At 72.1% G+C, this 24,373-nt stretch carries 18 protein-coding genes, 1 tRNA gene and 1 pseudogene; 16 read left to right on the forward strand and 4 right to left on the reverse strand.

Going from position 1 to position 24,373, the window contains the following annotated elements; translation table 11 throughout:
• Positions 1 to 127: 127 nt before the first annotated feature.
• The 9 genes and pseudogenes from ald to AB0M79_RS32320 all read left to right on the forward strand — a co-directional run bounded on the left by ald (position 128) and on the right by AB0M79_RS32320 (position 9,097).
• Positions 128 to 1,243: an alanine dehydrogenase gene (gene ald / locus AB0M79_RS32280; RefSeq protein ID WP_364221221.1), complete on the forward strand. Its 1,116-nt coding sequence runs from the start codon at positions 128 to 130 to the stop codon at positions 1,241 to 1,243.
• On the forward strand, positions 1,240 to 2,238 hold the full coding sequence (locus tag AB0M79_RS32285; RefSeq protein WP_364221367.1) for a site-specific tyrosine recombinase XerD: 999 nt from the start codon (positions 1,240 to 1,242) through the stop codon (positions 2,236 to 2,238). The genes ald and AB0M79_RS32285 overlap by 4 nt, the downstream gene beginning before the upstream one ends.
• 295 nt (positions 2,239 to 2,533) lie before the next feature.
• Positions 2,534 to 3,463, forward strand: coding sequence for an AAA family ATPase (locus AB0M79_RS32290; protein ID WP_364221224.1), 930 nt, complete (start codon positions 2,534 to 2,536; stop codon positions 3,461 to 3,463).
• Between the two features lie 41 nt (positions 3,464 to 3,504).
• Complete coding sequence (locus tag AB0M79_RS32295) at positions 3,505 to 4,440, forward strand: segregation/condensation protein A (protein ID WP_364221227.1); 936 nt, start codon at positions 3,505 to 3,507, stop codon at positions 4,438 to 4,440.
• 515 nt (positions 4,441 to 4,955) lie between these two features.
• Positions 4,956 to 5,681: pseudogene (scpB, locus tag AB0M79_RS32300) on the forward strand (SMC-Scp complex subunit ScpB); the annotation flags it as partial.
• Positions 5,668 to 6,408, forward strand: coding sequence for a pseudouridine synthase (locus AB0M79_RS32305; protein WP_364221230.1), 741 nt, complete (start codon positions 5,668 to 5,670; stop codon positions 6,406 to 6,408). The pseudogene scpB and the gene AB0M79_RS32305, both read left to right, overlap by 14 nt.
• A gap of 215 nt (positions 6,409 to 6,623) precedes the next feature.
• Positions 6,624 to 7,304 carry a (d)CMP kinase gene (gene cmk / locus AB0M79_RS32310; RefSeq protein ID WP_364221233.1) on the forward strand — a complete coding sequence of 227 codons (681 nt, stop codon included), beginning with the start codon at positions 6,624 to 6,626 and terminating at the stop codon, positions 7,302 to 7,304.
• A gap of 58 nt (positions 7,305 to 7,362) precedes the next feature.
• Complete coding sequence (der, locus tag AB0M79_RS32315; protein WP_364221236.1) at positions 7,363 to 8,778, forward strand: ribosome biogenesis GTPase Der; 1,416 nt, start codon at positions 7,363 to 7,365, stop codon at positions 8,776 to 8,778.
• A gap of 245 nt (positions 8,779 to 9,023) precedes the next feature.
• Positions 9,024 to 9,097, forward strand: a tRNA-Pro gene (locus tag AB0M79_RS32320).
• Positions 9,098 to 9,542: 445 nt separating this feature from the next.
• Here AB0M79_RS32320 and AB0M79_RS32325 read toward each other — a convergent pair.
• Entirely contained in the window at positions 9,543 to 12,413 is a 2,871-nt protein-coding gene (locus AB0M79_RS32325; RefSeq protein WP_364221239.1) for a BTAD domain-containing putative transcriptional regulator, read from the reverse strand.
• 92 nt (positions 12,414 to 12,505) lie between these two features.
• Between AB0M79_RS32325 and AB0M79_RS32330 the strand changes: the two genes are divergently transcribed.
• From AB0M79_RS32330 to AB0M79_RS32360, 7 genes are all read left to right on the forward strand, one after another.
• On the forward strand, positions 12,506 to 13,225 hold the full coding sequence (locus tag AB0M79_RS32330; protein ID WP_364221242.1) for a hypothetical protein: 720 nt from the start codon (positions 12,506 to 12,508) through the stop codon (positions 13,223 to 13,225).
• A gap of 2 nt (positions 13,226 to 13,227) precedes the next feature.
• Positions 13,228 to 13,869, forward strand: coding sequence for a hypothetical protein (locus AB0M79_RS32335; RefSeq protein WP_364221245.1), 642 nt, complete (start codon positions 13,228 to 13,230; stop codon positions 13,867 to 13,869).
• A gap of 63 nt (positions 13,870 to 13,932) precedes the next feature.
• Positions 13,933 to 15,699, forward strand: a complete 1,767-nt coding sequence (locus tag AB0M79_RS32340) for a C39 family peptidase (RefSeq protein WP_364221248.1) — start codon at positions 13,933 to 13,935, stop codon at positions 15,697 to 15,699.
• On the forward strand, positions 15,687 to 16,445 hold the full coding sequence (locus tag AB0M79_RS32345) for an SH3 domain-containing protein (RefSeq protein WP_364221251.1): 759 nt from the start codon (positions 15,687 to 15,689) through the stop codon (positions 16,443 to 16,445). Before AB0M79_RS32340 ends, AB0M79_RS32345 begins: the two co-directional genes overlap by 13 nt.
• A gap of 274 nt (positions 16,446 to 16,719) precedes the next feature.
• Positions 16,720 to 17,061, forward strand: a complete 342-nt coding sequence (locus AB0M79_RS32350; protein ID WP_364221254.1) for a metalloregulator ArsR/SmtB family transcription factor — start codon at positions 16,720 to 16,722, stop codon at positions 17,059 to 17,061.
• A complete protein-coding gene (locus AB0M79_RS32355; RefSeq protein WP_364221257.1) occupies positions 17,058 to 18,752 on the forward strand; it encodes a SulP family inorganic anion transporter in 1,695 nt (564 codons plus the stop codon). Before AB0M79_RS32350 ends, AB0M79_RS32355 begins: the two co-directional genes overlap by 4 nt.
• 89 nt (positions 18,753 to 18,841) lie before the next feature.
• Positions 18,842 to 19,024, forward strand: a complete 183-nt coding sequence (locus AB0M79_RS32360) for a hypothetical protein (RefSeq protein WP_364221260.1) — start codon at positions 18,842 to 18,844, stop codon at positions 19,022 to 19,024.
• Between the two features lie 22 nt (positions 19,025 to 19,046).
• Here the strand turns inward: AB0M79_RS32360 and AB0M79_RS32365 are convergent, their stop codons facing one another.
• Genes AB0M79_RS32365 through AB0M79_RS32375 form a run of 3 tightly spaced genes read right to left on the reverse strand, consistent with a single transcriptional unit; the run spans position 19,047 to position 24,195 of the window.
• The gene (locus AB0M79_RS32365) at positions 19,047 to 20,798 is read right to left on the reverse strand and encodes an ABC transporter ATP-binding protein (protein WP_364221263.1); all 1,752 of its coding nucleotides are present in this window, start codon (positions 20,796 to 20,798) and stop codon (positions 19,047 to 19,049) included.
• Positions 20,795 to 23,569, reverse strand: a complete 2,775-nt coding sequence (locus tag AB0M79_RS32370; protein WP_364221266.1) for an ABC transporter ATP-binding protein/permease — start codon at positions 23,567 to 23,569, stop codon at positions 20,795 to 20,797. The genes AB0M79_RS32365 and AB0M79_RS32370 overlap by 4 nt, the downstream gene beginning before the upstream one ends.
• Entirely contained in the window at positions 23,569 to 24,195 is a 627-nt protein-coding gene (locus AB0M79_RS32375; RefSeq protein WP_364221269.1) for a hypothetical protein, read from the reverse strand. Before AB0M79_RS32375 ends, AB0M79_RS32370 begins: the two co-directional genes overlap by 1 nt.
• Positions 24,196 to 24,373 lie beyond the last annotated feature (178 nt).

The following is a 24,373-nucleotide window of genomic DNA, read 5'->3' on the forward strand; positions in this document are numbered from 1 at the left end:
GACGGGGCGGTTGGATACCAGCCTGATGCCCGACCGGTGCAGGTTATCGGTTCTAGACTGCCGCGGTCAGGTTCGGCGCAGACGGGCAACGAGGCGCGTCCGCCGCACGGATTGAGGGGTGTGCGTTGTGAAGGTCGGAATCCCGCGCGAGATCAAGAATCACGAGTACCGTGTGGCGATCACCCCCGCGGGGGTCCACGAGTTCACCCGCAACGGCCACCAGGTCTACGTCGAGACCGGCGCCGGCCTCGGCTCGTCGATCACCGACGACGAGTTCGCCGCCGCCGGCGCGACCATCGCGCCCAGCGCCGACGAGGTGTGGCAGACCGCCGACCTGGTCCTGAAGGTCAAGGAACCGATCACCGAGGAGCACCACCGGATGCGCCCCGGCCAGGTGCTGTTCACCTACCTGCACCTGGCCGCCTCCAAGGAGTGCACCGACGCCCTGATCGACCGGAAGGTCACCGGGATCGCGTACGAGACCGTCGAACTGCCCGACCGGTCGCTGCCGCTGCTCGCCCCGATGTCCGAGGTCGCCGGCCGCCTCGCCCCCCAGGTCGGGGCGTACCACCTGATGCGCTCCGGCGGCGGGCGCGGCGTGCTCATGGGCGGCGTCCCCGGCGTCTACGCGGCCAAGGTCGTCGTCATCGGCGCCGGTGTCTCCGGCATGAACGCCGCCGCCATCGCGCTCGGCATGCAGGCCGAGGTGCTGCTGCTGGACAAGAACATCGCCCGGCTGCGCGACGCCGACGCCGACTACCGCGGCCACCTGCAGACCGTCGCCTCCAACGCGTACGAGATCGAGCGGGCCGTCATCGACGCCGACCTGGTCATCGGCGCGGTCCTGGTGCCCGGCGCCAAGGCCCCGACCCTGATCTCCAACGAGCTGGTGTCCCGGATGAAGCCCGGCAGCGTACTGGTCGACATCTCCATCGACCAGGGCGGCTGCTTCGAGGACTCCCGCCCCACCACCCACGCCGACCCGGTCTACAAGGTCCACGACTCGCTGTTCTACTGCGTGGCCAACATGCCCGGCGCCGTCCCGCACACCAGCACGTACGCGCTGACCAACGTCACCCTGCCGTACGCGCTGGAACTGGCCAACCGCGGCTGGCGCGACGCGTTGCGCCGCGACCCCGCCCTCGCCCTGGGCCTGAACACCCACGACGGCCAGGTCACCTACGGCCCGGTCGCCGAGGCCCACGGCATGACCACCCTGCCGCTCGCGGAGGTGCTCGCCTGACGGCGTCGACCACGGCCGCGAAGGCCGGTGACCGGCCAGTCCCGGCACCGGCCCTGCGGCGTGCGGTCCGCACCTACCTCGACCACCTGACCGTCGAGCGCGGCCTGTCGGCGAACACCCTCACCTCGTACCGGCGGGACCTGGACCGCTACCTCGACACGCTGGCGGCCGATGGCGTCGACGACCTCGCCGCGATCGGGCCGGCCCAGGTCGCCGCGCACGTCGCCCGGCTGCGCGAGGGCGACACCGACCACCCGCCGCTGTCGGCCGCCTCCGCCGCCCGGGCCGCCAGCGCCGTACGCGGACTGCACCGCTTCGCCGTACGCGAGGGACTCGTCGGCCACGACGCCAGCCGCGACGTACGCCCGCCGGCACCGCCGCGCCGGCTGCCGAAGGCGCTCGACGTCACCGAGGTGGTCGCCCTGCTGGAGGCCGCCGGCCCGGACGGCACCGCCGCCGACGCCGCCCCGCTCGGCCTGCGCGACCGGGCCCTGCTGGAGTTCCTGTACGGCACCGGCGCGCGGATCTCCGAGGCGGTCGGTGCCGCCGTCGACGACCTCGACCTGCCGGCCGGCACCGCCACCCTGCACGGCAAGGGCGGCCGGACCCGGCTGGTGCCGATCGGCGGCTACGCCGTCGCCGCCCTCGACGCCTACCTGGTCCGGGCCCGGCCCGGCCTGGTCGCCGCCGGCCGGGGCACTTCGGCGGTCTTCCTCAACGCCAGGGGCGGGCCGCTGTCGCGGCAGAGCGCCTGGACCATCCTGCGCCGGGCCGCGCAACGTGCCGGTCTGCCCGTCGAGGGGGCCCGGGCGGTGTCGCCGCACACCCTGCGTCACTCGTACGCCACGCACCTGCTCGACGGCGGCGCCGACGTACGGGTCGTGCAGGAACTGCTCGGCCACGCCTCGGTGACCACCACCCAGGTCTACACCCTGGTGACCGTCGACCGGCTCCGTGAGGTGTACGCCACTTCCCACCCCCGCGCCCGCGGGTGACCACCGGCCCGATCCGCCCGGTGACCACGGGCCGGACCCGTTTCACCGGAGTGTCGACACGCCGACCCGGTGCCGGCGGAGGTCCCCGGACGTGGCGTACAGTCGCAGGCGGCGCGAGCGTCGCCGGCGGTGGCAACGGGAGGCTCGCCACGCCGTGAAGGTCACCACCGGTACACGGGTGACACCGGAACGACGGTGGCACCGGACCCGGGGGGTGCGGCCACGGCAGCGGGGTGTTCCAGGGCTCCGGTCGGGTCCGGCGCGCGGCGGTCGTCGGGAGGGGGCGTGACGTTCAATGGCTGGCAACGGTGACCGGGCCGAGGCGTGGACCTCCAGCCTCCGCGAACAGCAGGCCGGCCTGGACCTCGGTGCCGAACTCGGCCCCGCCGACCCGGCCGCCTACACGATGCGCAAACCCATCCCCGAACCGATGCCCACCGACCGGCACGGTCCGGCCCGCATCATCGCGATGGCCAACCAGAAGGGCGGCGTCGGCAAGACCACGACGACGATCAACCTGGGCGCCGCGCTGGCCGAATACGGCCGCAAGGTCCTGCTCGTCGACTTCGACCCGCAGGGCGCGCTGTCCGTCGGTCTCGGCGTCAACCCGCACAACCTCGACCTGTCGGTCTACAACCTGCTGATGCAGGACGACGTCACCGCCGAGGACGTCCTGATCAAGACCGACGTGGCCGGCCTGCACCTGCTGCCGGCCAACATCGACCTGTCGGCGGCGGAGATACAGCTCGTCAACGAGGTCGCCCGCGAGATGGCGCTGGCCCGGGTGCTGCGCTCCATCCGCAAGGAATACGACTACATCCTCATCGACTGCCAGCCTTCGCTGGGCCTGCTCGCCATCAACGCGCTCACCGTCGCCAACGGCGTGCTGATCCCGCTGGAATGCGAGTTCTTCAGCCTGCGCGGGGTCGCGCTGCTGCTGGACACCATCGACAAGGTCCGCGAACGGCTCAACTTCGACCTCGAACTCGAAGGCATCCTCGCCACCATGTACGACAGCCGCACCACCCACTGCCGGCAGGTGCTGCAACGCGTCGTGGAGGCGTTCGGTGACAAGGTCTACCAGACCGTCATCACCAAGACCGTCAAGTTCCCCGAGTCGACCGTCGCCGGCGCCCCGATCACCACGCTCGACCCGGCCTCGTCCGGAGCGCGCAACTACCGGCAACTGGCCCGCGAGGTGATCGCGCAGCAGTCCGCCCGTTGACCGCAGCGGAGGCCCCGATCACAGTGCACTACGGTCAGCAGGTGACCGCCCCCGACGCCGTACCCGCAGCACCGCCGGGCACCGACCCGGCGGCCGGGCCGGGCGGCGACGAGGCCGGCACCGGGTTCACGGTACGGCTGGAGAACTTCACCGGCCCGTTCGACCTGCTGCTGCAACTCATCGGCAAGCACAAGCTCGACGTCACCGAGGTCGCCCTGCACCGGGTCACCGACGAGTTCATCGCCTACATCCGGGCGATGGGCGACGAATGGGACCTCGACGAGGCCAGCGAGTTCCTGCTGGTCGCCGCGACCCTCCTCGACCTGAAGGCGGCCCGGCTGCTGCCCGCCGCCGACGTCGAGAACGAGGAGGACCTCGCCCTGCTCGAGGCGCGCGACCTGCTCTTCGCCCGGCTGCTGCAGTACAAGGCGTTCAAGGAGGCCGCCGCGCACATCGCCGAACTCGAGGCGGTCGGCGCCCGCCGCTACCCGCGGGCGGTCACCCTCGAGGACCGGTACGCCCAGGCGCTGCCCGAACTCGTCCTCGGCGTCGGCCCGCAGCGGCTGCTGAAACTCGCCGTCAAGGCGATGACGCCGAAACCGGTGCCGGTGGTGTCGATCGCGCACATCCACCAGGTCCGGGTCAGCGTCCGCGAACACGCCGCGATCCTGCGCGACCGGCTGCGACGGGCCGGCACCGCGACCTTCGACGTGCTCTGCGCCGACTGCGAGTCGACGCTGGAGGTGGTGGCGAGGTTCCTGGCCCTGCTGGAGCTCTACCGCGAGGGCCTGGTCGACTTCACCCAGGTGCAGGCGCTGGGGGAGCTGACCGTGCGGTGGAACGGCGGCCAGGACGCCGACGCCGAACTGGACATCGACGAGTACGCCGGCACCCCGGCCGCCGGGGACGGCCCGACCGCGGGCGGCGCCCCGGAGGCGGCCGGCGCCGGTGTGCGGGACGGGGAGGAGGCACGGTGAACGGCGACGAGCGCCGGGAGTCACTGGCCGAACAGGCGGCGGCGTGGGTGCCGCCGTGGGAACGGACCGCCGCCCCCCACAAGCCCGACGAGCAAGCCGACCGGGCTCTCGCCGACTCCGGCCCGGACGACCGGGCTCTCGCCGACTCCGGCCCGGACGACCGGGCTCCGGTCGGGACGGTCTCGGTCGACGTCTCCGGCGCCGAGCCGGACGGTGCGGCGCCCGCCGGCGAGCCCGCGGAACCGCTCCCCGGGACGCGCCCGGTCACCGACGTCGACGCCGACCCGACCACCGGCACCGCGACGACGCCCGCCGAACCGGTCGAGCCGTCGACCGAGCCGAGCGGACCGGTCGCGCCGGCCGGACCGACCGAGGCGACCGGACCCGCCGCCCCGGCGGTCCGGGACGAGCCCGCCGTACCGGACGAGCCCACCCCGCCGGCCGTGCGGGACCGGCCCGCCGCCGAGGACCCGCCACCGGCCGGGGAACCGGAGCCGACCGACCCCACGGGCGGGGACGCCGCGACGGCGGAGCCCAACGACTCCGGCCCGCCAGCTTCCGGCGAGCCCGCCGGCTCCGGCCCGCCGGCGCAACCGGCCGCCGGACCGGAGCCGGCGGTGCCCGTACCGGGAAGGAAGGGCAACCGGACCGCGGCGCGCGACCGGCGACCCGAACCCGAACTGCCGGCCCTGACCGACGACGCCGAGCTGCGCGGCGCCCTGGAGGCGATCCTGCTGGTCGTCGACCAGCCGGTCGCCGACGTCGTCCTCGCCCAGGTGCTGGAGCAGCCGACCGCCCGGGTCACCGCGACCCTGGAACGTATCTCGGCCGACTACACCACCGCCGGGCACGGCTTCGAACTGCGCCGCGCCGCCGGCGGCTGGCGGCTCTACACCCGGCCGGAATACGCCGCCTACGTCGAACGGTTCGTCCTCGACGGGCAGTCCGTCCGGCTCACCCAGGCCGCGCTGGAGACCCTCGCCGTGGTCGCCTACAAGCAGCCGGTGACCCGGTCGAGGATCTCCGCCATCCGGGGTGTCAACTGTGACGGGGTGCTCCGTACCCTGGTGACACGCGGACTCGTCGAGGAATGCGGCACCGAGTCCGAAACCGGGGCGTTCCTCTACCGGACGACCGTGCTGTTCCTGGAGAAACTGGGACTCGACACGGTCGACCAACTGCCGCCGCTCGCCCCGTTCCTGCCCGACGACGTGGAAGAGATAGCCGATGCCCAGCGATGAGACCCGCGGCCCCGAACGCCTCCAGAAGGTGCTCGCCGCCGCCGGGGTGGGATCCCGCCGCGCCTGCGAAGACCTGATCTTCCGCCGCCGGGTCACCGTCGACGGGCGGGTCGCGCAACTCGGCGACAAGGCCGACCCCAGGGTCGCCGAGATCCGCGTCGACGGCGAACGTCTGATCACCGACACCCGGCTGGTCTACCTGGCGCTGAACAAGCCCCGCGGCGTCGTCTCGACCATGGACGACGAGAAGGGCCGCACCGCGCTGGCCGACTTCCTCGACCGGGTCGAGGAGCGGGTCTACCACGTCGGGCGGCTCGACGCCGACAGCGAGGGCCTGCTGCTGCTCACCAACGACGGCACCCTGGCCAACAAGCTCATGCACCCGTCGTACGGGGTGCAGAAGACCTACCTGTGCGAGGTGGCCGGCCCGGTGCCGAAGAACCTCGGCAAGCGGCTCATGGCCGGCGTGGAGCTGTCGGACGGGCCGGCGCGGCTCGACGCGTTCCGGGTCGTCGACAGCCTCGGCCGCACCGCCCAGGTCGAGGTGACCCTGCACGAGGGCCGCAAGCACATCGTGCGGCGGCTGCTGGACGAGGTCGGCCACCCGGTGTCCCGGCTGATCCGCACCTCGATCGGCCCGATCCGCCTCGGCGACCTGCGGCCCGGCCGCAACCGCCGGCTCACCAACGCCGAGGTCGCCGCCCTCTTCAAGGCCGTCGGCGACTGACCTCCGCCCACCCCGCCCGCAGGCGTGGCCCCGTCGTGCCCGCTGACGTGCGGCGACGCCTTCCCGCCGGCCCGCGGCGCCGGCCCGGCCCCCGGTTGCCGGTGGCCGGCGTCGGTGCGTTCGGCGTACCGGGGCATGATGGACCAGGGAAACGGGCAGTCCGTGGGTGTCGGAACCGGTGAGTCCGTGGATGTCGAGACCGGCTAGGAGGAACGGTGGCGGAAAAGGTACGGGCCGGGCGATGTGTGATCGCCCTGGACGGGCCGTCCGGTTCGGGTAAGTCCACCGTCTCCCGCCGGCTGGCGGACGCGCTCGGCGCCCGCTACCTCGACACCGGCGCGATGTACCGGGCGGTCACCTGGGCGGTGCTGCGCAGCGACGTCGACCCGCAGGACGCCGACTCGGTGGCGAAGGTGGCCGCCGAACTCGACCTCGACATCGGGACCGACCCGCACGTGGCGCGCGTACGCGTCGACGACACCCCGGTCGAGACCGACATCCGTGGCCCGGAGGTCACCGCCGCGGTCTCCGCGGTGTCCGCCGTACCCGCCGTCCGCAAGCTCATGGTCGCCCGCCAACGGGAGATCATCGCGGCGGCCGGCTGGATCGTCGTCGAGGGCCGGGACATCGCCGCGGTGGTCGCTCCCGACGCCGAGCTGAAGGTCTACCTGACCGCGTCCGCCGACGCCCGCGCGCGGCGGCGCAGCGCCGAGTACGCCACCGACGTCGACGCCACCGCCGCCGACCTGGCCCGCCGGGACCGGCTCGACTCCACCCGGGCCGCCGATCCGCTACGGCAGTCGGTGGACGCGGTGGAACTGGACACCACCGAGATGGGCATCGACGAGGTCGTCGCCTACCTGCGGCAGCTCGTGGCCACCAAGGTGTCGCTGTGAGCGGTTTCGTGGTGTGTGCCGCCGCAGAAGAATCGAGCGAGGGTATGGGTGGGCTCAGGTGACCGACCGGGACGAGTGGGACGAGTGGGTAGAGCTGGAGGAGGAGTCCGAGGCCGACGCCGGTGAGCCGACCGGTCCCGTTCCGGTCGTCGCCGTGGTGGGACGGCCGAACGTCGGCAAGTCGACCCTGGTCAACCGGATCATCGGACGGCGGCAGGCGGTCGTCGAGGACACCCCCGGGGTGACCCGCGACCGGGTGCCGTACGACGCCCAGTGGATCGGCCGCCAGTTCACCGTAGTCGACACCGGCGGCTGGGAACCCGACGCCAAGGACCGGGCCGCCGCGATCGCCGCGCAGGCCGAGATCGCGATCGGCACCGCCGACGTCGTCGTCTTCGTCGTCGACGCCGTCGTCGGCTCCACCGACGTCGACGAGGCCGCCGTACGGATGCTGCGCCGCAGCGCCAAGCCGGTGCTGCTGGTCGCCAACAAGGTCGACAACGCGGCCCTGGAGGTCGAGGCGACGTCGCTGTGGTCCCTCGGGCTCGGCGAACCACACCCGGTGTCGGCACTGCACGGCCGCGGCTCCGGCGACCTGCTCGACGCGATCATCAAGGCGATGCCGGAGGCACCGCCGGTCAGCGAGCCCGGCGTACGCGGCCCGCGCCGGGTCGCCCTCGTCGGCCGGCCGAACGTCGGCAAGTCGAGCCTGCTCAACCGGGTGTCCCGCGAGGAGCGGGCGGTCGTCGACTCGGTCGCCGGCACCACCGTCGACCCGGTCGACAGCCTGGTCGAGATCGGCGGCCAGCCGTGGCAGTTCGTCGACACCGCCGGGCTGCGCAAGCGGGTGAGCCAGGCCAGCGGCACCGAGTACTACGCCAGCCTGCGTACCGCCGGCGCCATCGAGGCGGCCGAGGTCGCCGTCGTACTCCTCGACGCCGCCGAACCGATCAGCGAGCAGGACCAGCGGATCCTGACGATGGTGATCGAGGCCGGCCGGGCCCTGGTGATCGCCTTCAACAAGTGGGACCTGGTCGACGCCGACCGGCGCTACTACCTCGACAAGGAGATCGACCGGGAGCTGAAGCGGATCCCGTGGGCGATCCGGGTGAACATCTCGGCCAAGACCGGACGGGCCGTCGAGAAGCTCGCTCCCGCCCTGCGTACCGCCCTGGAGAGCTGGGAGACCCGGGTACCGACCGGGCAGCTCAACCAGTGGCTGACCGCGCTGGTGCAGGCGACCCCGCACCCGGTGCGCGGCGGCCGGGCACCGCGGATCCTCTTCGCGACCCAGGCCGGGGTGGCGCCGCCGCGGTTCGTGTTGTTCACCACCGGGCCGCTCGACGCCGGCTACCAGAGGTTCGTCGAGCGCAAGCTGCGCGAGGAGTTCGGCTTCGCCGGCAGTCCGGTGGAGGTCTCCGTACGCCCCCGCAAGCGCCTGGGCCCCGGCGGCCGAGGCAAAGCCCACGGCTGACGCTCTTTCGCCTTCTGCCCACCGCCCTGGCCCCTTGATCCGCGTGATCAGGGACCAGGGCGGGCGTGTCTCCGGTGTGTCTGGTCAGGATCCCTGATCAGGCTCTTTCGTGAGTACTAGCCTCCTAGGATGGCCTAGGGGGTGTGGTGGGCGGGTGGCGCGCGGGAGGGGGATACGGATGCGCGTCGTCGAAAGGTCTGCGCTACGCTGTACCGGCTGCCGCAAGGGGGACCATGCGACAGCAACGGGACGTGGCGCAGCTTGGTAGCGCACTTGACTGGGGGTCAAGGGGTCGTCGGTTCGAATCCGGCCGTCCCGACAAACAGAAAGCCCTGACCAGCGGCAATGCTGGTCAGGGCTTTGACTTTCTTCTATGAAGTTTTGAACCGCCCCCCGAATACACCCCGATTACCCGGGGCGGCAACCGGGTTTGTCATCGGTGTGCATCGTCGTGCGGTGCGGGTGTGTGTTGTCCGTCCGGGGCGGCGCCGAGGCGTTCGAGTACGTCGGAGACGTCGGGGGCTTGGATGGGCTTGGCGATGTAGTAGGTGTGGGTGACCTCTTCGCTGGAGTGTCCGGGCTGTGCCGCGGCGCTTTTGGTGTCGGTTTCCTGCTTGATGAGGGTGGCCCCGGTCTTGGGGCGTCGCCATTGACCTGCATGATGTAGGCGACGTCCCATCCAGTGCGGTGCGGAACTGACTGCTGTCGCGGTAGCCTGCGTCAGCGTCCAGCAGCGGCGGACGCAGCCCATGCCCGGCGCCGGGTTACGGCCGGATCGGCCGGGCCGCACGTAGTTCGGCGCGTACCTCGGCCGCTTCGGGTAGCTTCAGGTCGGTGAACAGGGCCAGGGCGAGCCGCAACTGTTCTATCCCGCGTCCCGGATCGCCGTGGGCGCACAGCATCCGGCCGGCCCGGCGCAGCGCGAGCGCCTCGCCGTGCCGGAAGTCCGCCCGGCGCATGGCCTCGACGGCAAGTTCCGCGTATCTGATCGCCGGACCGGGTCGTCCCGCGCCGAGGTAGGCGTCGGCGAGGGTGCCCATGATGCTGCCCCGGTTGCGCTCGTTGGCCGGCACCCCGGCGATGGCCAGGCTGCGCCGCAGGTACCGCAGCGCCGAACTGTAGCGGCCCAGCATGCACTGCACCTCACCGAGATTGCCCAGCGCGTTCACCTCCACCTCGGGGGCGGCGGCCCGCCGGGCCAGGCTCGCCGCCGCCCGGCAGTGCCGCACCGACTCCTCCAGGCGTCCGGCGAGGCGGTAGGCCATGCCGATGTTGCCCTGGGCCGCGGCACAGGACCGCTCGTCACCGAGCTTGCGGCGCAGCCGCAGGCTGTCCTTGAAGAACTCGGCGGCCCGTTCGTAGTCGCCGGCCATCCCGTGCAGCACACCGAACTGGTTCAGCGCCCTGGCCCGGCCCTCGTCGTCGCCGGCGGCCCGGCTGACCAGCAGGCTGTGCTCCAGATGCCGGGCCGCCTCGTCGGGGCGGTGCAAATAGAAGTACGCGACCGCGAGGTCGTGCCGCAGGCGGGCCTCGGTCACCCGGTCACCGAGTCGGACGGCCGCGTCGATGCCGGCCCGGTCGACGGTGAGCCAGTCCGCCACGTGCCCGGACATCTCGAAGAAGAGGAACAGGCTGTCGGCCAGGTCGGCGCCGTGGCGGGCGTGTGCCGTCGAGCCGGCGGCCTGCACGGTGGCCGCCACCAGGTTCGTCCGCTCGGTGGTCAGCCAGGCCAGCGCCGTGTCCGCGTCGGCGAAGCGCGGCGGGCCGGTGATCGGGGGCGTACGGGTGCCGGGCCGCAGCAGGCCCAACGCGTGTCGGGTCAGGTCGAGGTGGTGGGCCAGCATCCGGTCCACGGCCGCGTCCCGGTCGGCGGGTGGTTCGTCGCCGGCGCGTTCGCGGGCGAAGAGCCGGATCAGGTCGTGCATGGCGTAGCGCCCGGTCGCGGTCTCGTCGAGTAGCCGGGCGTCGACGAGTTCGTCGAGCGCGTCCAGGGCCTGCGGCGGGTCGACGTCCAGCAGCACCGCGGCGACCGGTGCGGTGACGTCCGGTCCGTCGACGGCACCGAGTAGCCGGAACAGCCGGGTCGCCATCGGGTCGGCCAGGTGCTGGTAGCTGACGAGGAAACTGGTCCGTACCGCGATGTCGCCCAGGCGCAGTTCGTGCAGCCGGCGCCGTTCGTCGTGCAGCCGGTCGGCGAGCGTGGCCAGCGTCCAGTTCGGCCGGGCGGCGAGCCGGGCACCGGCGATCCGGATCGCGAGCGGCAGGCCGCCGAGCCGGCGGACCAGCAGCGCCGCGGTGTCGGCCTCCGCGGCGACCCGGGGGCCGCCGGCAAGCCGGACGAGTAGTTCGACGGCGTCGGCGTCGGCGAGCACGTCGAGTTCCAGGTGGCCGGCACCGTCGACGTCGACCAGGTTGCGCCGGGAGGTGACCAGGACCGCGCAGCGGGTACCGGCCGGGATCAGGGGTCGTACCTGGGCAGCGTCGTGGGCGTTGTCGAGGACCAGGAGCAGCCGCCGGTCGGCCAGCAGCGACCGCAGGCGGGCCGACGCCTCGGCCACCTCGGCGGGGACCGCGTTGTCCGCCACCCCGAGCACCCGCAGGAACCGGCCGAGTACGTCGATCGGCGCGGCCGGCTGCAGGCCGGCGGTGGCGCCACGCAGGTCGGCGTACAACTGGCCGTCGGGGAAGGCGTCGGCGACCTGGTGGGCTGCCCGTATGGCCAGGGCCGACTTGCCGACCCCGGCCGGTCCGGTGACCACGCACAGCGGGATCGCCGGTCCCCGGCGGTCGGTGAGCCGTTCGCGCAGGACGCCGAGTTCCCGCTGGCGGCCGACGAATGCGGCGACGGTGTGCGGCAACTCCCGCAGCGCCGACCCTCGGGGGCCCGGGGCTGGCGGGTCGGCCGGGCCCCGGGCCAGTTCACCGAGGCGTTGTAGGACCGGGCCGGGCCGCAGCCCGAGTTCGTCGGCGAGCGTCCGGCGGCACCGCAGGTACGCGTCGACGGCCGCACCCCGCCGGCCGAGGTGGTGCAGCGTCGTCACCTGTTGCTCGGCGAACCGCTCGTGCAGCGGATAGCGGGTGACCAGGTCGTCGAGCAGTGGCAACACCGCCTGGTGCCGGTCCAGGTCGAGTTCCACGTCGACGTACTCCTCGTACGCCGCCAGGCGTAACCGGTCCAGCCGGGCGGCGCCGGCGCCGAAGGTGCCGATCCCGGCGACGTCGGCCAGCGGCTCGCCGCGCCACAGGTCCAGCGCCGACCGGTACAGCGCGCCGGCCCGCTCGCAACGGCCGGCCCGGACGGACGTCCGGGCCGCGCGGAGCAGGTCCTCGAACCGGGTGATGTCCAGGTCGGCCGGGTCGACCGCGATCCGGTAGCCGGGCGGGCTCGACACCAGCCGGTCGCCGAGAAGCTTGCGTAGGCGCCACACGTACAACTGGACGTTCTTGCGGGCGGTGCGTGGCGGCCCGGCTTCCCACAGCAGGTCGACGAGCTCGTCGACCGAGGTGACCCGGTTGGCGTGCAGGAGCAGCGCGGCCAGGACCGCACGCTGCATCGGTGGTCCGAGCACGACCGGCCGGTCGCCGGCCCACGCCTGTACGGAGCCGAGGAGACCGAACCGCAGCCGATCCTCCATGGCATCGAAGCATAGCGATCAGGTGCGCATATACCAGCCGTAGAACGGTGCCCGGAACACTCCACGACACCCCCGTCGAAAGGAGAACGTCGATGTCCGACCGACGTGCCCGGCTACCCGCCTGGGTTCCGGCCGTATGGCTCGCCGTGCTGGTCGCCGCACTGCTCGTACCAGCCGGCCCGGCCGCCGCGTCCCACCCGAACCCCAGCTCGCAGCGGCACCTGCACAACATGCACTTCGCCACCGCCGGCTCCGCCGCCGGCACCTACGACGAGCAGTTCTGCGTCGAGTCGCGGGACACGTCCAAGGTCAGCCACGCCGCCGCCCGCTCCTTCGTGAACCAGACCCTGACGCAGATGGGATCCGGCAGGGTCTGGGACGGCCTCGGCGAGTGGCGGATCGACCTGTGGCCGACCGACAGCCACTGCAGCTCGTACCCCGCCGCGACCCGGAACACCATCGAGATCGAGGTCCACTACGCCTGGGACTGGAGCGGCCGGTGCGGCGGCCCGGCCAACTACTACAACTGCGTCGTCCACGACAACCCGGTGTGGAATGCCACCCACGGCCACTACGACAGCCGGTGGGCATACGTCTACCTGGTCTTCAGCTCCGGCGGCCGGCTCGACAACACCGGTCGGGCGTTCATCAACCACGAGTTCGGGCACGTCTTCGGCCTGACCGACGACAACGGGGTCTGCAACCCGCCGAGCCTCATGCACAGCACGATCGTCGGCTACGGCTGCGGCAACTGGACCAACTGGTATCCGAGCCCATCGGACTTCCAGTCCGTACGGAACCTGATGGGCTGACCGTGGACCGGCGCTTTCCACCCACCCGACTCCTGACCGTGCTGACCGGGGCGGTCGTGGCGGCGCTGATCGCCGGCGGGATCGCGGTGGCGGCGACAGGCCGCGACAGCGGCCACGACCACGCCGACCACGCCCACCTCGACACCGCCAGCGGACTGCTCGTCACCACCCGGTCGGACCTGCGGATGTGTGTCGAGGCCGGACCGCGTTCGGACGCGCCGGACAGCGTCCGGACCGTCCTGCTCACCGCCCTGGACCGGGCCCGCCAGGCGCCAGGCTGGTCCGGTGCCTACGGCCGGTTCGGGTACGACCCGGCGACCGCGGTCCACCTCGGTTGCCCCGCACCGGCCCTGCCCGAGCGGTACGACCGCACCGTACTGGCCGGTCCGGGGCTGACCGACGACCCGAGCGCCTACCGGGTCTGGGTCTACGTCCTCGACGACCCGACCGCCGATCGGGTTCTCGGCCCCGACCGCCCAGCCGGGGCTGGCACGGCCGAACTCATGCGGGAGGCCGGCAACCTCTTCCCGGTCTCCACGGCACTGCTGGTACGGCAGAGCCGGTTCGCCGACCCGACCGCCCTCGCCCAGGACCTGCGCGAGGCACTCGGGCTCGAACCCCGGGCACCGGACCAGATCGGGTGAACCCGCTCCCGGCCGGCGGCGCTCCCGGCCGGGAGCCCCGACCAACCTGCGAAGGAGACGCACATGTCCCCACCCCGACCACCCGGACGCGGCTCGCGGGCAGTCCGCCCGATCCTGCTCGCCGGACTCTGCGCGGCGGCGTTGGCCACCACCGGCACGCCGCCGGCCACGGCCGGCGGCGTGCCGGCCGCCCCCGCCGACCACGGCATCCACACCGTACGGACCGCCGCCGGCTACGACGTCCGCGTCGACGGCGTCACCCGCGCCACGGTCGCGGTCAGCGACCCCGGCTTCTCGGTACGGGCCGTGCTCGACCCGACCGGAAGACACGCCGCCGTCATCACCGACTTCGACGGCCGGTACGGAGCCGGCCTGCTCGCCCTCGACGTCGACAGCGGACGGCTCACCCGGGTCGCCGCCGGCCGGGTAACCTCCGCCGCGTACACCACGGACGGCCGGCTCGGCTACGTCCTGGCCGGCACCGACTCCGGGCAGTTGCGGCTGCGCCCGGCGGAAGGTGCCGGCCCGGACCGCGCCGTCGCCCGGCTCACCGGCAGCGACGTACAACTGCTCGGCTGGGGCACCGGCGGGGCGGCGCTGGTCACCCACCGGCTGGCCGGGCCCGGGTCCGGGCCGTCACTGAGCCGGGTCGACCTGGCCACCGGCACCCACCGCACCGTACTGGCCAGCACCGGCGGCACCGTCTACCGCGACCTGCGCACCGTGACGGTCGGCGGGGCGGTGCGGGTGAGCGCGATCGTCGCCGACCACGTCTACCCGTGCGCCGGCACCTCCGCCAGCCTGCTGCTCGCCGACGAGCACGGTACGACGCTGACCCGGACCGGCACCACCACCGACTCCTACCGCGAGGCGGTGTGGAGCGGCGACGGGCGGGTCGCGTACGCCATCCAGGGCTGTGTCTCCCCGGACGAGAAGGCGGCCGGCCGGGGCCGGGCGCTGCAACGGCTCGACGACCTGAACGGCGTCTACGTCCGCGACCTGGAGACGGGCGGTATCGAACGTGTCGTCGCCGGCATCACCGCCAACTACCGCCTCGACGGATTCGCCGGCACCGGACTGCGGCTGGCCTCCGAACGCCTCGGGGTGCGGATCGTGGACGCCACCGACGCGGTGACCGCCGCGCACCTCGACGCCGCCGCCACCCCCACGACGGCCACCGTCACCAGCGGCGGGAAGGGCACCGGCACCGCAACCACCGGCGGTGCCGGCGTACAGGCGAAGATCGTCCCGTCGACCTTCATCCACCAGCTCTGGGACACCGCCGACAACTTCAACGGCAACTCCGCCTGCGGGCCGACCAGCGTGGTCATGGACCTCGCCGGCTACCAACTCGCCAACCAGAACGGCTACTACGTCAGTACCCCGTCACGGCACTGGTCACCGTACGGCGGATACATCACCCACCGGTACACCGCCTACGGCACCACCTACGACGCGGTGGCCCCGGACCCGAACTGGAACTACTTCGCCGGCGCGTACGGCTGGCTGGTGGACACTCCGAGCGTCGGCACCCTGCACCACTGGCTGCGGGACTACCTCGACCGCCACGTCTCGTACACGGTCGCCGAGACCGGCAATGTCACCTGGTCCTGGATCAAGTCCAAGATCGACGCCAACCTGATGGTCGTCGTCAGCGGCAACTTCGCCTACGGCAGGTACGGCCACATCGCCCTGATCACCGGCTACCTCGACGACGGTCGGGTCTACGTCAACGACCCGTACGGCGCCGGCACCGACGGGAGCTGGGACGGCAAGAACACCGCCTACACACTGGACTACATGAGGGGGTGGTACGCGTGGGCCGCGTGATCCGTACCGTGGTCGCGCTGGTGGCCGTACTCGGGCTGAACCTGACCGTGGCCGGGCCGGCCGCGGCGAGCCCGGCCGGGCCGGAGCCGGTCGCGGCCGGTGCCCGGACCGGGGACGGCGTGGGCACGCAGGCCAGCGCCCGTTCCGTACGCTGCGCCCAGCCGGCCCGTGCGGCCGGCTGGACCGGCGAGAACCTGGTCGTCGCGGTCGCCGTCGCCCTGGCCGAGTCCTGGTGCACCGCCGGCGCCCAGAACCGCAACGGCCCGACCGCCGGCTGCCCCAACGGGTCGCTCGACCGCGGCGGCTGGCAGATCAACAACTGCTACCACGCCTGGGTCAGCGACGCCTGCGCCTACGAGTTGTACTGCAACGCCCGTGCCGCCCACGACATCTGGGGCTGGTCCGGCTGGACCGCGTGGGCGACCTACACCAACGGCTCCTACCGCAACTACCTCGCCGAGGCCCGCGAGGGGGTCGGCAACCCTGGTGGCGGGGTCTACGGCACGGTCAACACCGGCGGCGACGCACTGAACGTGCGGTCCGGCCCCGGCACCTCGTACGCCGTGGTCGGCACCGTCGCCCACGGCGCGACCGTGCAGATCATCTGCCAGACCCGGGGCACCCGGGTCTGGAGCGACGTCTACCAGTACTGGACCGACATCTGGGACAAGATCGGCGATGGCGGGTACGTCTCCGACGGGTTCGTCCACACCGGATCGTCCGGCACGGTCGCCCCGAACTGTTGAGCGGAAACCCGGACGGCCTGGTGGAGGAGGACCGGGCCGACCGGGCCGAGGTCCCTCTGACGTGTCAAGTGGTCGAGGTGGGGTTCGCGGCGTCGATGAGGCTCTCGTCTCGATCGCCCAGCGGCCAGGGGAGTTGTCGGTGGGGGTCGCATCCCCGTCCGAATCGAATTAGCAATTGCATAATTTCGCAACTTGATGCACGATGTGGGAGCGTCGGGCGGCAGTGCTTCGGCGGTGGGGGTTTCAGTGATCAGATTTCAGTGATCGAGGTGGCATGCCGGTTCCGCTCTATCAGGCGAAGGCCGAGTTCTTCCGGATGCTGGGTCATCCGGTCCGGATCCGGGTCCTGGAGCTGCTGCAGGAACGGCCCATGCCGGTGCGGGACCTGCTGGCCGCCATCGACGTCGAGCCTCCGAACCTGTCGCAGCAGTTGGCGGTGCTTCGCCGGTCGGGCATCGTCACAGCCAGCCGCCAGGGCTCCACCGTCGTCTACGCCTTGGCCGGTGGGGACGTCGCCGACCTGATGCGAGCCGCGCGGCGGATCCTCACCGAGATGCTCGCCGGTCAGAACGAGCTTCTTGAGGAGCTACGGCAAGTCGGAGTCGACGCGAAGTGAAGCCGATCGGCAGGTCCTGGCGTCAGGTCAGGTCCCTGCTACCCGGTCGCGCAGACCTGGCAGCGATACGCCGTCAGCCGCGCCGCGACCTGCTGGCCGGACTCACGGTGGCCGTGGTCGCGCTTCCGCTCGCCCTCGGCTTCGGGGTCGCCTCGGGAATGGGCGCGGAAGCGGGACTGGCGACCGCGATCGTCGCGGGTGCTGTCGCCGCGGTGTTCGGCGGATCGAACCTGCAGGTCTCCGGGCCGACCGGGGCCATGACGGTCGTCCTGGTGCCGATCACCGCTCAGTACGGCGCCACCGGGGTGCTGACCGTCGGGTTGCTGGCCGGGCTGCTGCTGGTCGCGCTCGCGTTCGCCAGAGCCGGCCGCTACATGCGGTACGTCCCGGCGCCGGTGGTCGAGGGATTCACGTTCGGGATCGCCTGTGTGATCGGCCTGCAACAGATTCCCAACGCACTCGGCGTCCCCAAGCCGGAAGCCGACCAGATCCTGCTGGCCACCTGGCACGCCATGCGAGGATTCGTCGGCGCCCCGAACTGGGCGCCGGCCGGCATCACCGTCGGTGTGGCCGCGGTGATGCTTCTCGGTGCGAGATGGAAGCCCGCCATCCCGTTCTCCATTCTCGCCGTCATCGCCGCGACGATCGTGACCGAGGCGCTCGAGCTGGATGCGCAGACGATCGGCGCCCTACCCGCCGGCCTGCCCGCGCCGTCCCTGGGGTTCCTCGATCCGGACACGCTCACCGCGCTGCTGGCGCCGGCTCTTGCCGTCGCGACCCTCGCGGCTCTGGAGTCCCTGCTGTCGGCATCCGTGGCCGACGGCATGACGGTCGAGCAACGCCACGACCCCGACCGTGAACTGTTCGGCCAAGGACTGGCCAACATCGCGGCTCCGCTGTTCGGCGGGGTTCCGGCCACCGGCGCCATCGCCCGTACCGCCGTGAACGTGCGCTCCGGAGCCAGCTCCCGTCTGGCCGCACTCACCCACGCTGCGATACTTGCGCTCATCGTCCTCGCCGCGGCGCCGCTGGTCTCCCGTGTCCCACTCGCGGCCCTGGCCGGCGTACTGATCGCCACCGCGATCCGCATGGTCGAGGTCGGAAGCCTCAAGGCAATGGCCCGCGCCACCCGATCCGACGCCGTGGTCCTGGTCCTCACCGCTGCCGCGACAGTTGCCCTGGACCTGGTCTACGCCGTGATCATCGGCCTGATCGTCGCCGGCACCCTCGCCCTGCGGGCCGTGGCCAAGGACGCCCGCCTCGACCAGGTCGACGTGACACCGGACCTGCCCGACGCGCACGGCGAGGCCGAACACAAACTGCTCACCGAACACATCGTCGCCTACCGGATCGACGGCCCCCTGTTCTTCGCCGCCGCCCACCGCTTCCTGCTCGAACTGGCCGACGTCGCAGACGTCTCGGTGGTCATTCTCCGCATGTCCAAAGTGACCACCATCGACGCCTCAGGCGCGCTCATCCTCAAGGACGCCATCGAAAAACTCGAGGGGCGCGGCATCACCGTCTACGTCTCCGGCATCCGCGACGGCCACCACCGGCCACTGCAAGCCCTCGGCGTACTCACCCGCCTCGACAACGCCGGCCGGGTCCTTCCCACCACCCCCGACGCCATCAAAGCCGCCCGCGACATGCTCCAGACCAACGGAGCGATACCCACACAACCCCAGCCCTGACCAGGCTCGCGCAGGTTGGTCCCCTCCTCGCCGGACGCCCTTTCCGATCTCGCGCAAAAGCCCGTCTGGTAACGGTTTCAGGTCTTGGTGTGGCCGGCGAGATCGCCCCCCATCTGCATGTTGATGCCGAGACATCCAAGCCGCGCCATATCACGATCACCGCCACCGATGGCCGCCGGCACGAAGTCGTCGAAGTTCCGCGACGCCCGCCCTCACCAAGTCATGACCTGCTCGACGAGATGGCCCGGTTGGCCCGCCGGTGGCGGCGGTGAGTGCGCCGGCGCCGCGGCGGAATCAGCCGGCGGTGCGGCCCGCCGCGATGCGCCACCCGGCTACCGACTCCTGCCGCTGCCAGAACTGGGCGAACCGGCCACCTGCGGCGAGCAGTTCGTCGACGGGCCCGTCCTCGATGACGCGCCCGTTCTCGATCAGGACGACCCGGTCGGCGTGGCGGATGCTGCCGGGCCGGTGGGTGACGATGACCCGGGTGCGCGGCACCGGGTCGTCGGTGAGCGCCCGGACGACCGCGATTTCGTTCTCGGTGTCCAGGGCGCTGGTGGCCTCGTCCAGCAGTAGCACCGGTGCGGGCTTGAGCAGTGCCCGTGCGATGCTCACCCGTTGCCGTTCGCCGCCGGACAGGGCGGTGCCGGCCTCGCCGACGACGGTCTCCTCCCCGTCGGGCAGCCGGGCGGTCAACTCGTCGACACGGGCCAACGCCGCGGCCAGGGCGACGCGGTCAGCGTCGGCCGAGGTCTCGCCGGCGAGGATGTTGTCCCGGACCGTGCCGCCGAACAGGTACGGGTGTTGGAAGACCACGCTGACCAACCGGCGCCTGGCATCCGGATCCAGGGTGGCGACGTCGGCGTCGCCGATGCGGATGGCTCCGCTCGACGGTGTGTGCAGCCCTGCGAGCAGCGCCAGGACGGTGCTCTTGCCCGATGCGGAAGGGCCGACGATCGCGGTGGTGCTCCCCGGTTCGAAGGTCAGGTCCAGGCCGTCGAGGACGGGTGGGCCGTCCGGGTCGTAGCGGAATTCCACTGCGTCCAGCCGGATCCGGGGCGCCCCGGTCGGCGCGGACCCGTCCGCCGTGCCCCCGGTCGGGACCGGTGCGTTCAGGACGGCGTGCATCCGACGCAGGGTCGTCGTGGCGGTCTCAATGCCGGGGGAGAGGCCGCCGAGCGCGGCGAACGGCTCCAGGTAGCGTGCGATGACGACGATCAGCGCGATCGCCTCCGGAATGCCGAGGTCGCCCCGCACCGCAAGCACCGTCGTGGTGCCGGCCAGCAGCACCAGGGCGATCTGGCTTGCGAGGCTGAACAGCAACTGCCCCGGGATCTGCATGAGCACCAGCCGCATGGCCGCACCGTGCTGGGATTCCAGCGTGGCGCCGACGACACTGCGGGCTGGCTCGGCGCGCCGGGCCGCCCGCAAGGCTTGCTGGTTGCGGGCGAACTCGACGATCCGCTCGGTCAGCGAGGTGTTGCGTTCACCTGCGGTGCGGTCCGCGGCCCGGGTGATCCGCCCGGCCGCCCAGAACGCGCCGAGCAGCACCGGCACCCCGGCCAGTGCGGCGAGCCCGAGCGGTACGGAGATGGCGAGCAGCGCCAGCCCGATGATGACGGGCAGGGCGATCGCGCCGATCAGCGGGGTGACCAGGTAGACGATGATGCCGAACAGGTCCGGGCCGGTCGCCGCGATCGCCTGCCGGGCGGTGGCGGTGTTGTCGGCGGTGAACCAGGTCAGCTGGATCCGGGTGAGCCGGTCGGCGATCGTGTGCTGGGCGTTGTTGAGCAGCCCGTACCCGAGGTCGAAGCCGATCCGGGCGACACTCGCGTCGACGACCCATCCCACGACGGTTACCGCGGTCAGGGCACCCACCCACGGCCACGCCCGTCCGGGGTCGGGGCCGAACAGGGCAGCGACGAGCGGCACCAGCAGCACCGCGCCGACCGCGCGCAGGATGACGCCGACGACGGTCAGGGCGGTGTGGCCGGCGGCCCGGCGACGCTGGTCGGGAGGCAGCAGACGCACCAGGGTACGGATCATCGGGCCGCCCCCTCGATCTCGAACGACTGACCGGCCGGACGCGGCTGCCCGTCCGGGTCGGTCGCGGCGTCGTCGGCACTGCGTCCCTGTCCGGCGTCCCAGAGCCGCCGGTACCGGCCGCCGGCCGCGAGGAGTTCGTCGTGGGTGCCGGTCTCGGCGATGCGTCCCTCGTCGAGCACCACGATCCGGTCGACGCCGGTAATGGTGTGCAGCCGGTGGGCGATGACGAGCACGGTGCGGTCGGCGGTGAGCCGGTTGAGGGCCTGTTGCACGAGGTACTCCGATTCGGGGTCGGCGTAGGCGGTCGCCTCGTCGAGGACGAGGACCGGGGTGTCGGCGAGGATCGCGCGGGCGATGGTGAGGCGCTGGCGCTCCCCGCCGGACAGTGCCGCGTCGGGTCCGAGGACGGTGTCGTACCCGTCGGCCATGCGTTGGACGCGATCGTGGATGTGCGCCGCTCGGGCCGCGTCGACGACCTGCTCGCGGGTCGCGTCCGGCACGGCGAGGGCGATGTTGTCGTGCACCGTGCCGTGCACCAGTTGCGTCTGCTGGAACACGAAGCCGACCCGCTCGTACAGCGCGTCGACGCCGAGGTCGCGCACGTCGCGACCGCCGACGCGGATCGCGCCGGAGTCGACGTCGTAGAACCGGGCGAGCAGTGCGGCCAGCGTCGACTTGCCCGATCCGGACGGGCCGACGAGCGCGGTCACGGTGCCGGGGGTGAGGACGAGCGAGACGTCGGAGATCACCGGCACGCCGGGCCGGTAGGAGAACGTGACCCGGTCGAAGGTGACGGTCCCGGTGCGGTGGCGGGTGGAGTCGCCGTCTCCGATGACATCGACCTCCGCTGGGGCGGCGTGGGCGTCCTCCGCGGCGGTCCGCAGTTCGGGGCCGTCGATGGTGTTCTGTACGCGGCGGGCGGCGAGCAGCCCGGCGCGTAGCCCGCTCAGCCCGTAGCCGATGCCGAGCAGCCGGGCGCCGAACGTGGTTCCCAACAGCAGGAACGGCAGCAGCGTCACCGGCTCCATCGATCCGCCGGCGACGAAGGCGGTGCCGGCGGCGGCGATGACGAGCAGGAACGTCCCCGGCCGGGTGGCGAGGTCCATCAAAGTCTTCTTGTTGGTGAACGGCCGCTGCCAGTCGTTGAGGAACTGGATGTACTCGTCGAGCCGGGCGCGGAACGTCGACGCGGCAGCCCCACCGAAGACCCGGATCACCGGCTGTCCCTCCAGGTAGGCGCCGGCCTCAGCGGACATCCGCTCCGCCCACCGCTGGGATTGGCTGATCCTGGGTCCGGATTGGACGATCATGGCGTACATGGTGAACACGTAGACCAGCACCGGTACGAACAGCAGCAACGCCATCCGCCAGTCGACCACGAAGAGGTAACCGAGCACGGCCAGCGGCGCCACGATCGCGGCGACGGCGTCGGGGACGGCGTGGGTCACCAGGTAGTGCACGGCCAGGGTGTCGTCCTGCACCACCTGCTTGACGTGGCCGGAGCCGCGGGCGGTGAACCAGCCGAGCGGCAGCCGGGCCAGTTTGCCGAGCAGTCGCTGCCGCACGCCTCGCGCGAAGCGGGCGTCGACGAGGTGCAGCCACAGGGTGAGTACGCCGCTGAGCAGAGTGCCCACGCCGAGCAGGGCGACCGCCCACAGCCCGACCGTCCACAGCGCGTGGTCCGGCGCGCCGGCCAGCATCCGCCGGGCCAGCTCGACCAGCAGCACGAACGGGGCGAACTCCACCAGGGTCACCACCGCCTGCAACACCCCGGCCAGGATGAGGGTGCGCTTGAGCGGCGCAAGGAGTCGTCCGGCGGCCTGGGCCCGCCAGGCGCCCCGCACGTCCGGGTCGGCCGTGTCCGAATGCACGGACTCGGCCGGTGCTGTCGGGGCCGTCGTCGCGCCGGCCCCGTCCACGACGGGTGCGGCCGAGGCTACCAACGACGCGCGGTCGGCGGGCGTGTCGGCGGGGGAGGCGGTGGCCGCCTCCGCGGCCCGGACAGCCGCCCGTTCCTCCTTGCTGGCGCGCCACTTGCCCATGGAACGGCCGTAGATCCAGTACGACTGGCCGTACACCTCCGACTTCGGGAACCCGAACTCGTCCTTCAGCCGGGTCCGCAGGTGCTTGAGGGAGACGTGTTCGGTGCCGAGCCAGGCATACCAGTCCGACCAGTCACGTGCCTCGATCGCCCCGGCCAGCGAGGCCCCTCCGGCGCGCGGCACCCAGTGGACACGTGCCCGCGGGTGGGTGGCGAGCGGGATGAGCAGGTCCGCCTCGTCGTGCTGCTCGAGGTACACCTCCACCGGGACATCGGCGGGGAGCGCGCCGAGAATGCCGTTGATCGCCGGGATCGACGCCGAGTCGCCGATCAGCAGGTAGCCGGCAGGCAGGTCCTCCGGCACCTCGAACCGGGACGAGCCGAGCGAGGTCGCCATGACGGTCCATCCCGGCTGGGCGTTCTGCGCCCAGGTGGACGCGGCGCCGGCGGGCTCGTGCAGCACCATGTCGATGGCGAACTCGCCGGTCGACGTATCCGCCTCGGCGATCGTGTAGGCGCGTTGGTGCTCGGTCTCACCACCGTCCGGGTCGGGGAACCAGAACCGAAGCCAGGCTGTGGGGAAGACCTCCACCTCGTCGAAGAGCGTCGGCGAGATCAGCCGGATGCGCACCAGGTTCGGCGCACGCTGCTCCCGCCCGACCACGGTCGACTCATGGTCACGGGCGCCGAAGCTGCGCATGACCGCACCCTGGAATCCGCGTCTGCCCATCAAAGTTCCTCTCCGGTCGCGGCGAGGTCCGCGACGATCTCATGGACCGGCCGGCCGGGCGGCGCGACGTGGACCAGGCCACGGATCGCGCCGGTGAGCAGCAGCCGTACGTACTCGGGACGCGCGAACTGGGGCAGGGCAAGGTGCGCCGGCCCGAGGCGGTCGTCGACGGCGAGGTGGGTGACCGCGGACAGACGCTCCCGGTCGAGGCCGTCGGCGTCCTCGTTCTCGGCCGCGATGCTGACCTCCTCGGACGCCGCGAGCGCGATCGTCATCGAGGCGACCGCCCCGCAGACGACGATCGCCGCGTCCGGGGCGTAGCCACGCCGGACGAGCGCGGCGACCTCGTCGGCGAGCACCCGCCGCCCGGAGTCGCCGCGGGGGAAGAGTGTCTGCAGGTAGCTGGCTATGCCCGGGTGGATATGGGTGAAGGCCCGCAGTTGCAGCGCGAACGAGAGCAGGTGCCGCTCGATGCCGTGTGAGGGGTCGTCGGTCAGGGTCAGCTCGGCGAGGATGCTCTCCCCGACGAGTTGTTCGAGCGCCCACCGCCCGTCGACGTAGCGGTAGAGCGCGGTCGGGCTGACCCCGAGCTCGACGGCGACGGCCTTGACGCTGAGGGCGTCCATCCCGAGATCGCGACCGACCCGCACGATGTCGTCAACCCCGATCCGGCGTCGACGTTCGCCTACGCGCGCCACTGCACCTCCACCGCGAGTTATAGGGGGTAACTAAGGGCACCCTAAGTTAGGGCTCGCGGGAAAACAAGATCCCGGGGTCAAAGGTGACGGATCGACTCACGGGCGA

The organism is Polymorphospora sp. NPDC051019 (assembly GCF_040683055.1).
GTDB lineage: Bacteria > Actinomycetota > Actinomycetes > Mycobacteriales > Micromonosporaceae > Polymorphospora > Polymorphospora lycopeni.

What these genes read in the sequence shown, in the direction of transcription:
- AB0M79_RS32290 (WP_364221224.1), top strand. Translation starts at nt 2,534, where the DNA reads ATGGCTGGCAACGGTGACCGGGCCGAGGCGTGGACCTCCAGCCTCCGC.
- AB0M79_RS32305 (WP_364221230.1), top strand. Translation starts at nt 5,668, where the DNA reads ATGCCCAGCGATGAGACCCGCGGCCCCGAACGCCTCCAGAAGGTGCTC.
- AB0M79_RS32325 (WP_364221239.1), bottom strand. Translation starts at nt 12,413, where the DNA reads ATGGAGGATCGGCTGCGGTTCGGTCTCCTCGGCTCCGTACAGGCGTGG.
- AB0M79_RS32330 (WP_364221242.1), top strand. Translation starts at nt 12,506, where the DNA reads ATGTCCGACCGACGTGCCCGGCTACCCGCCTGGGTTCCGGCCGTATGG.
- AB0M79_RS32340 (WP_364221248.1), top strand. Translation starts at nt 13,933, where the DNA reads ATGTCCCCACCCCGACCACCCGGACGCGGCTCGCGGGCAGTCCGCCCG.
- AB0M79_RS32350 (WP_364221254.1), top strand. Translation starts at nt 16,720, where the DNA reads ATGCCGGTTCCGCTCTATCAGGCGAAGGCCGAGTTCTTCCGGATGCTG.
- AB0M79_RS32365 (WP_364221263.1), bottom strand. Translation starts at nt 20,798, where the DNA reads ATGATCCGTACCCTGGTGCGTCTGCTGCCTCCCGACCAGCGTCGCCGG.
- AB0M79_RS32370 (WP_364221266.1), bottom strand. Translation starts at nt 23,569, where the DNA reads ATGGGCAGACGCGGATTCCAGGGTGCGGTCATGCGCAGCTTCGGCGCC.
- AB0M79_RS32375 (WP_364221269.1), bottom strand. Translation starts at nt 24,195, where the DNA reads ATGGACGCCCTCAGCGTCAAGGCCGTCGCCGTCGAGCTCGGGGTCAGC.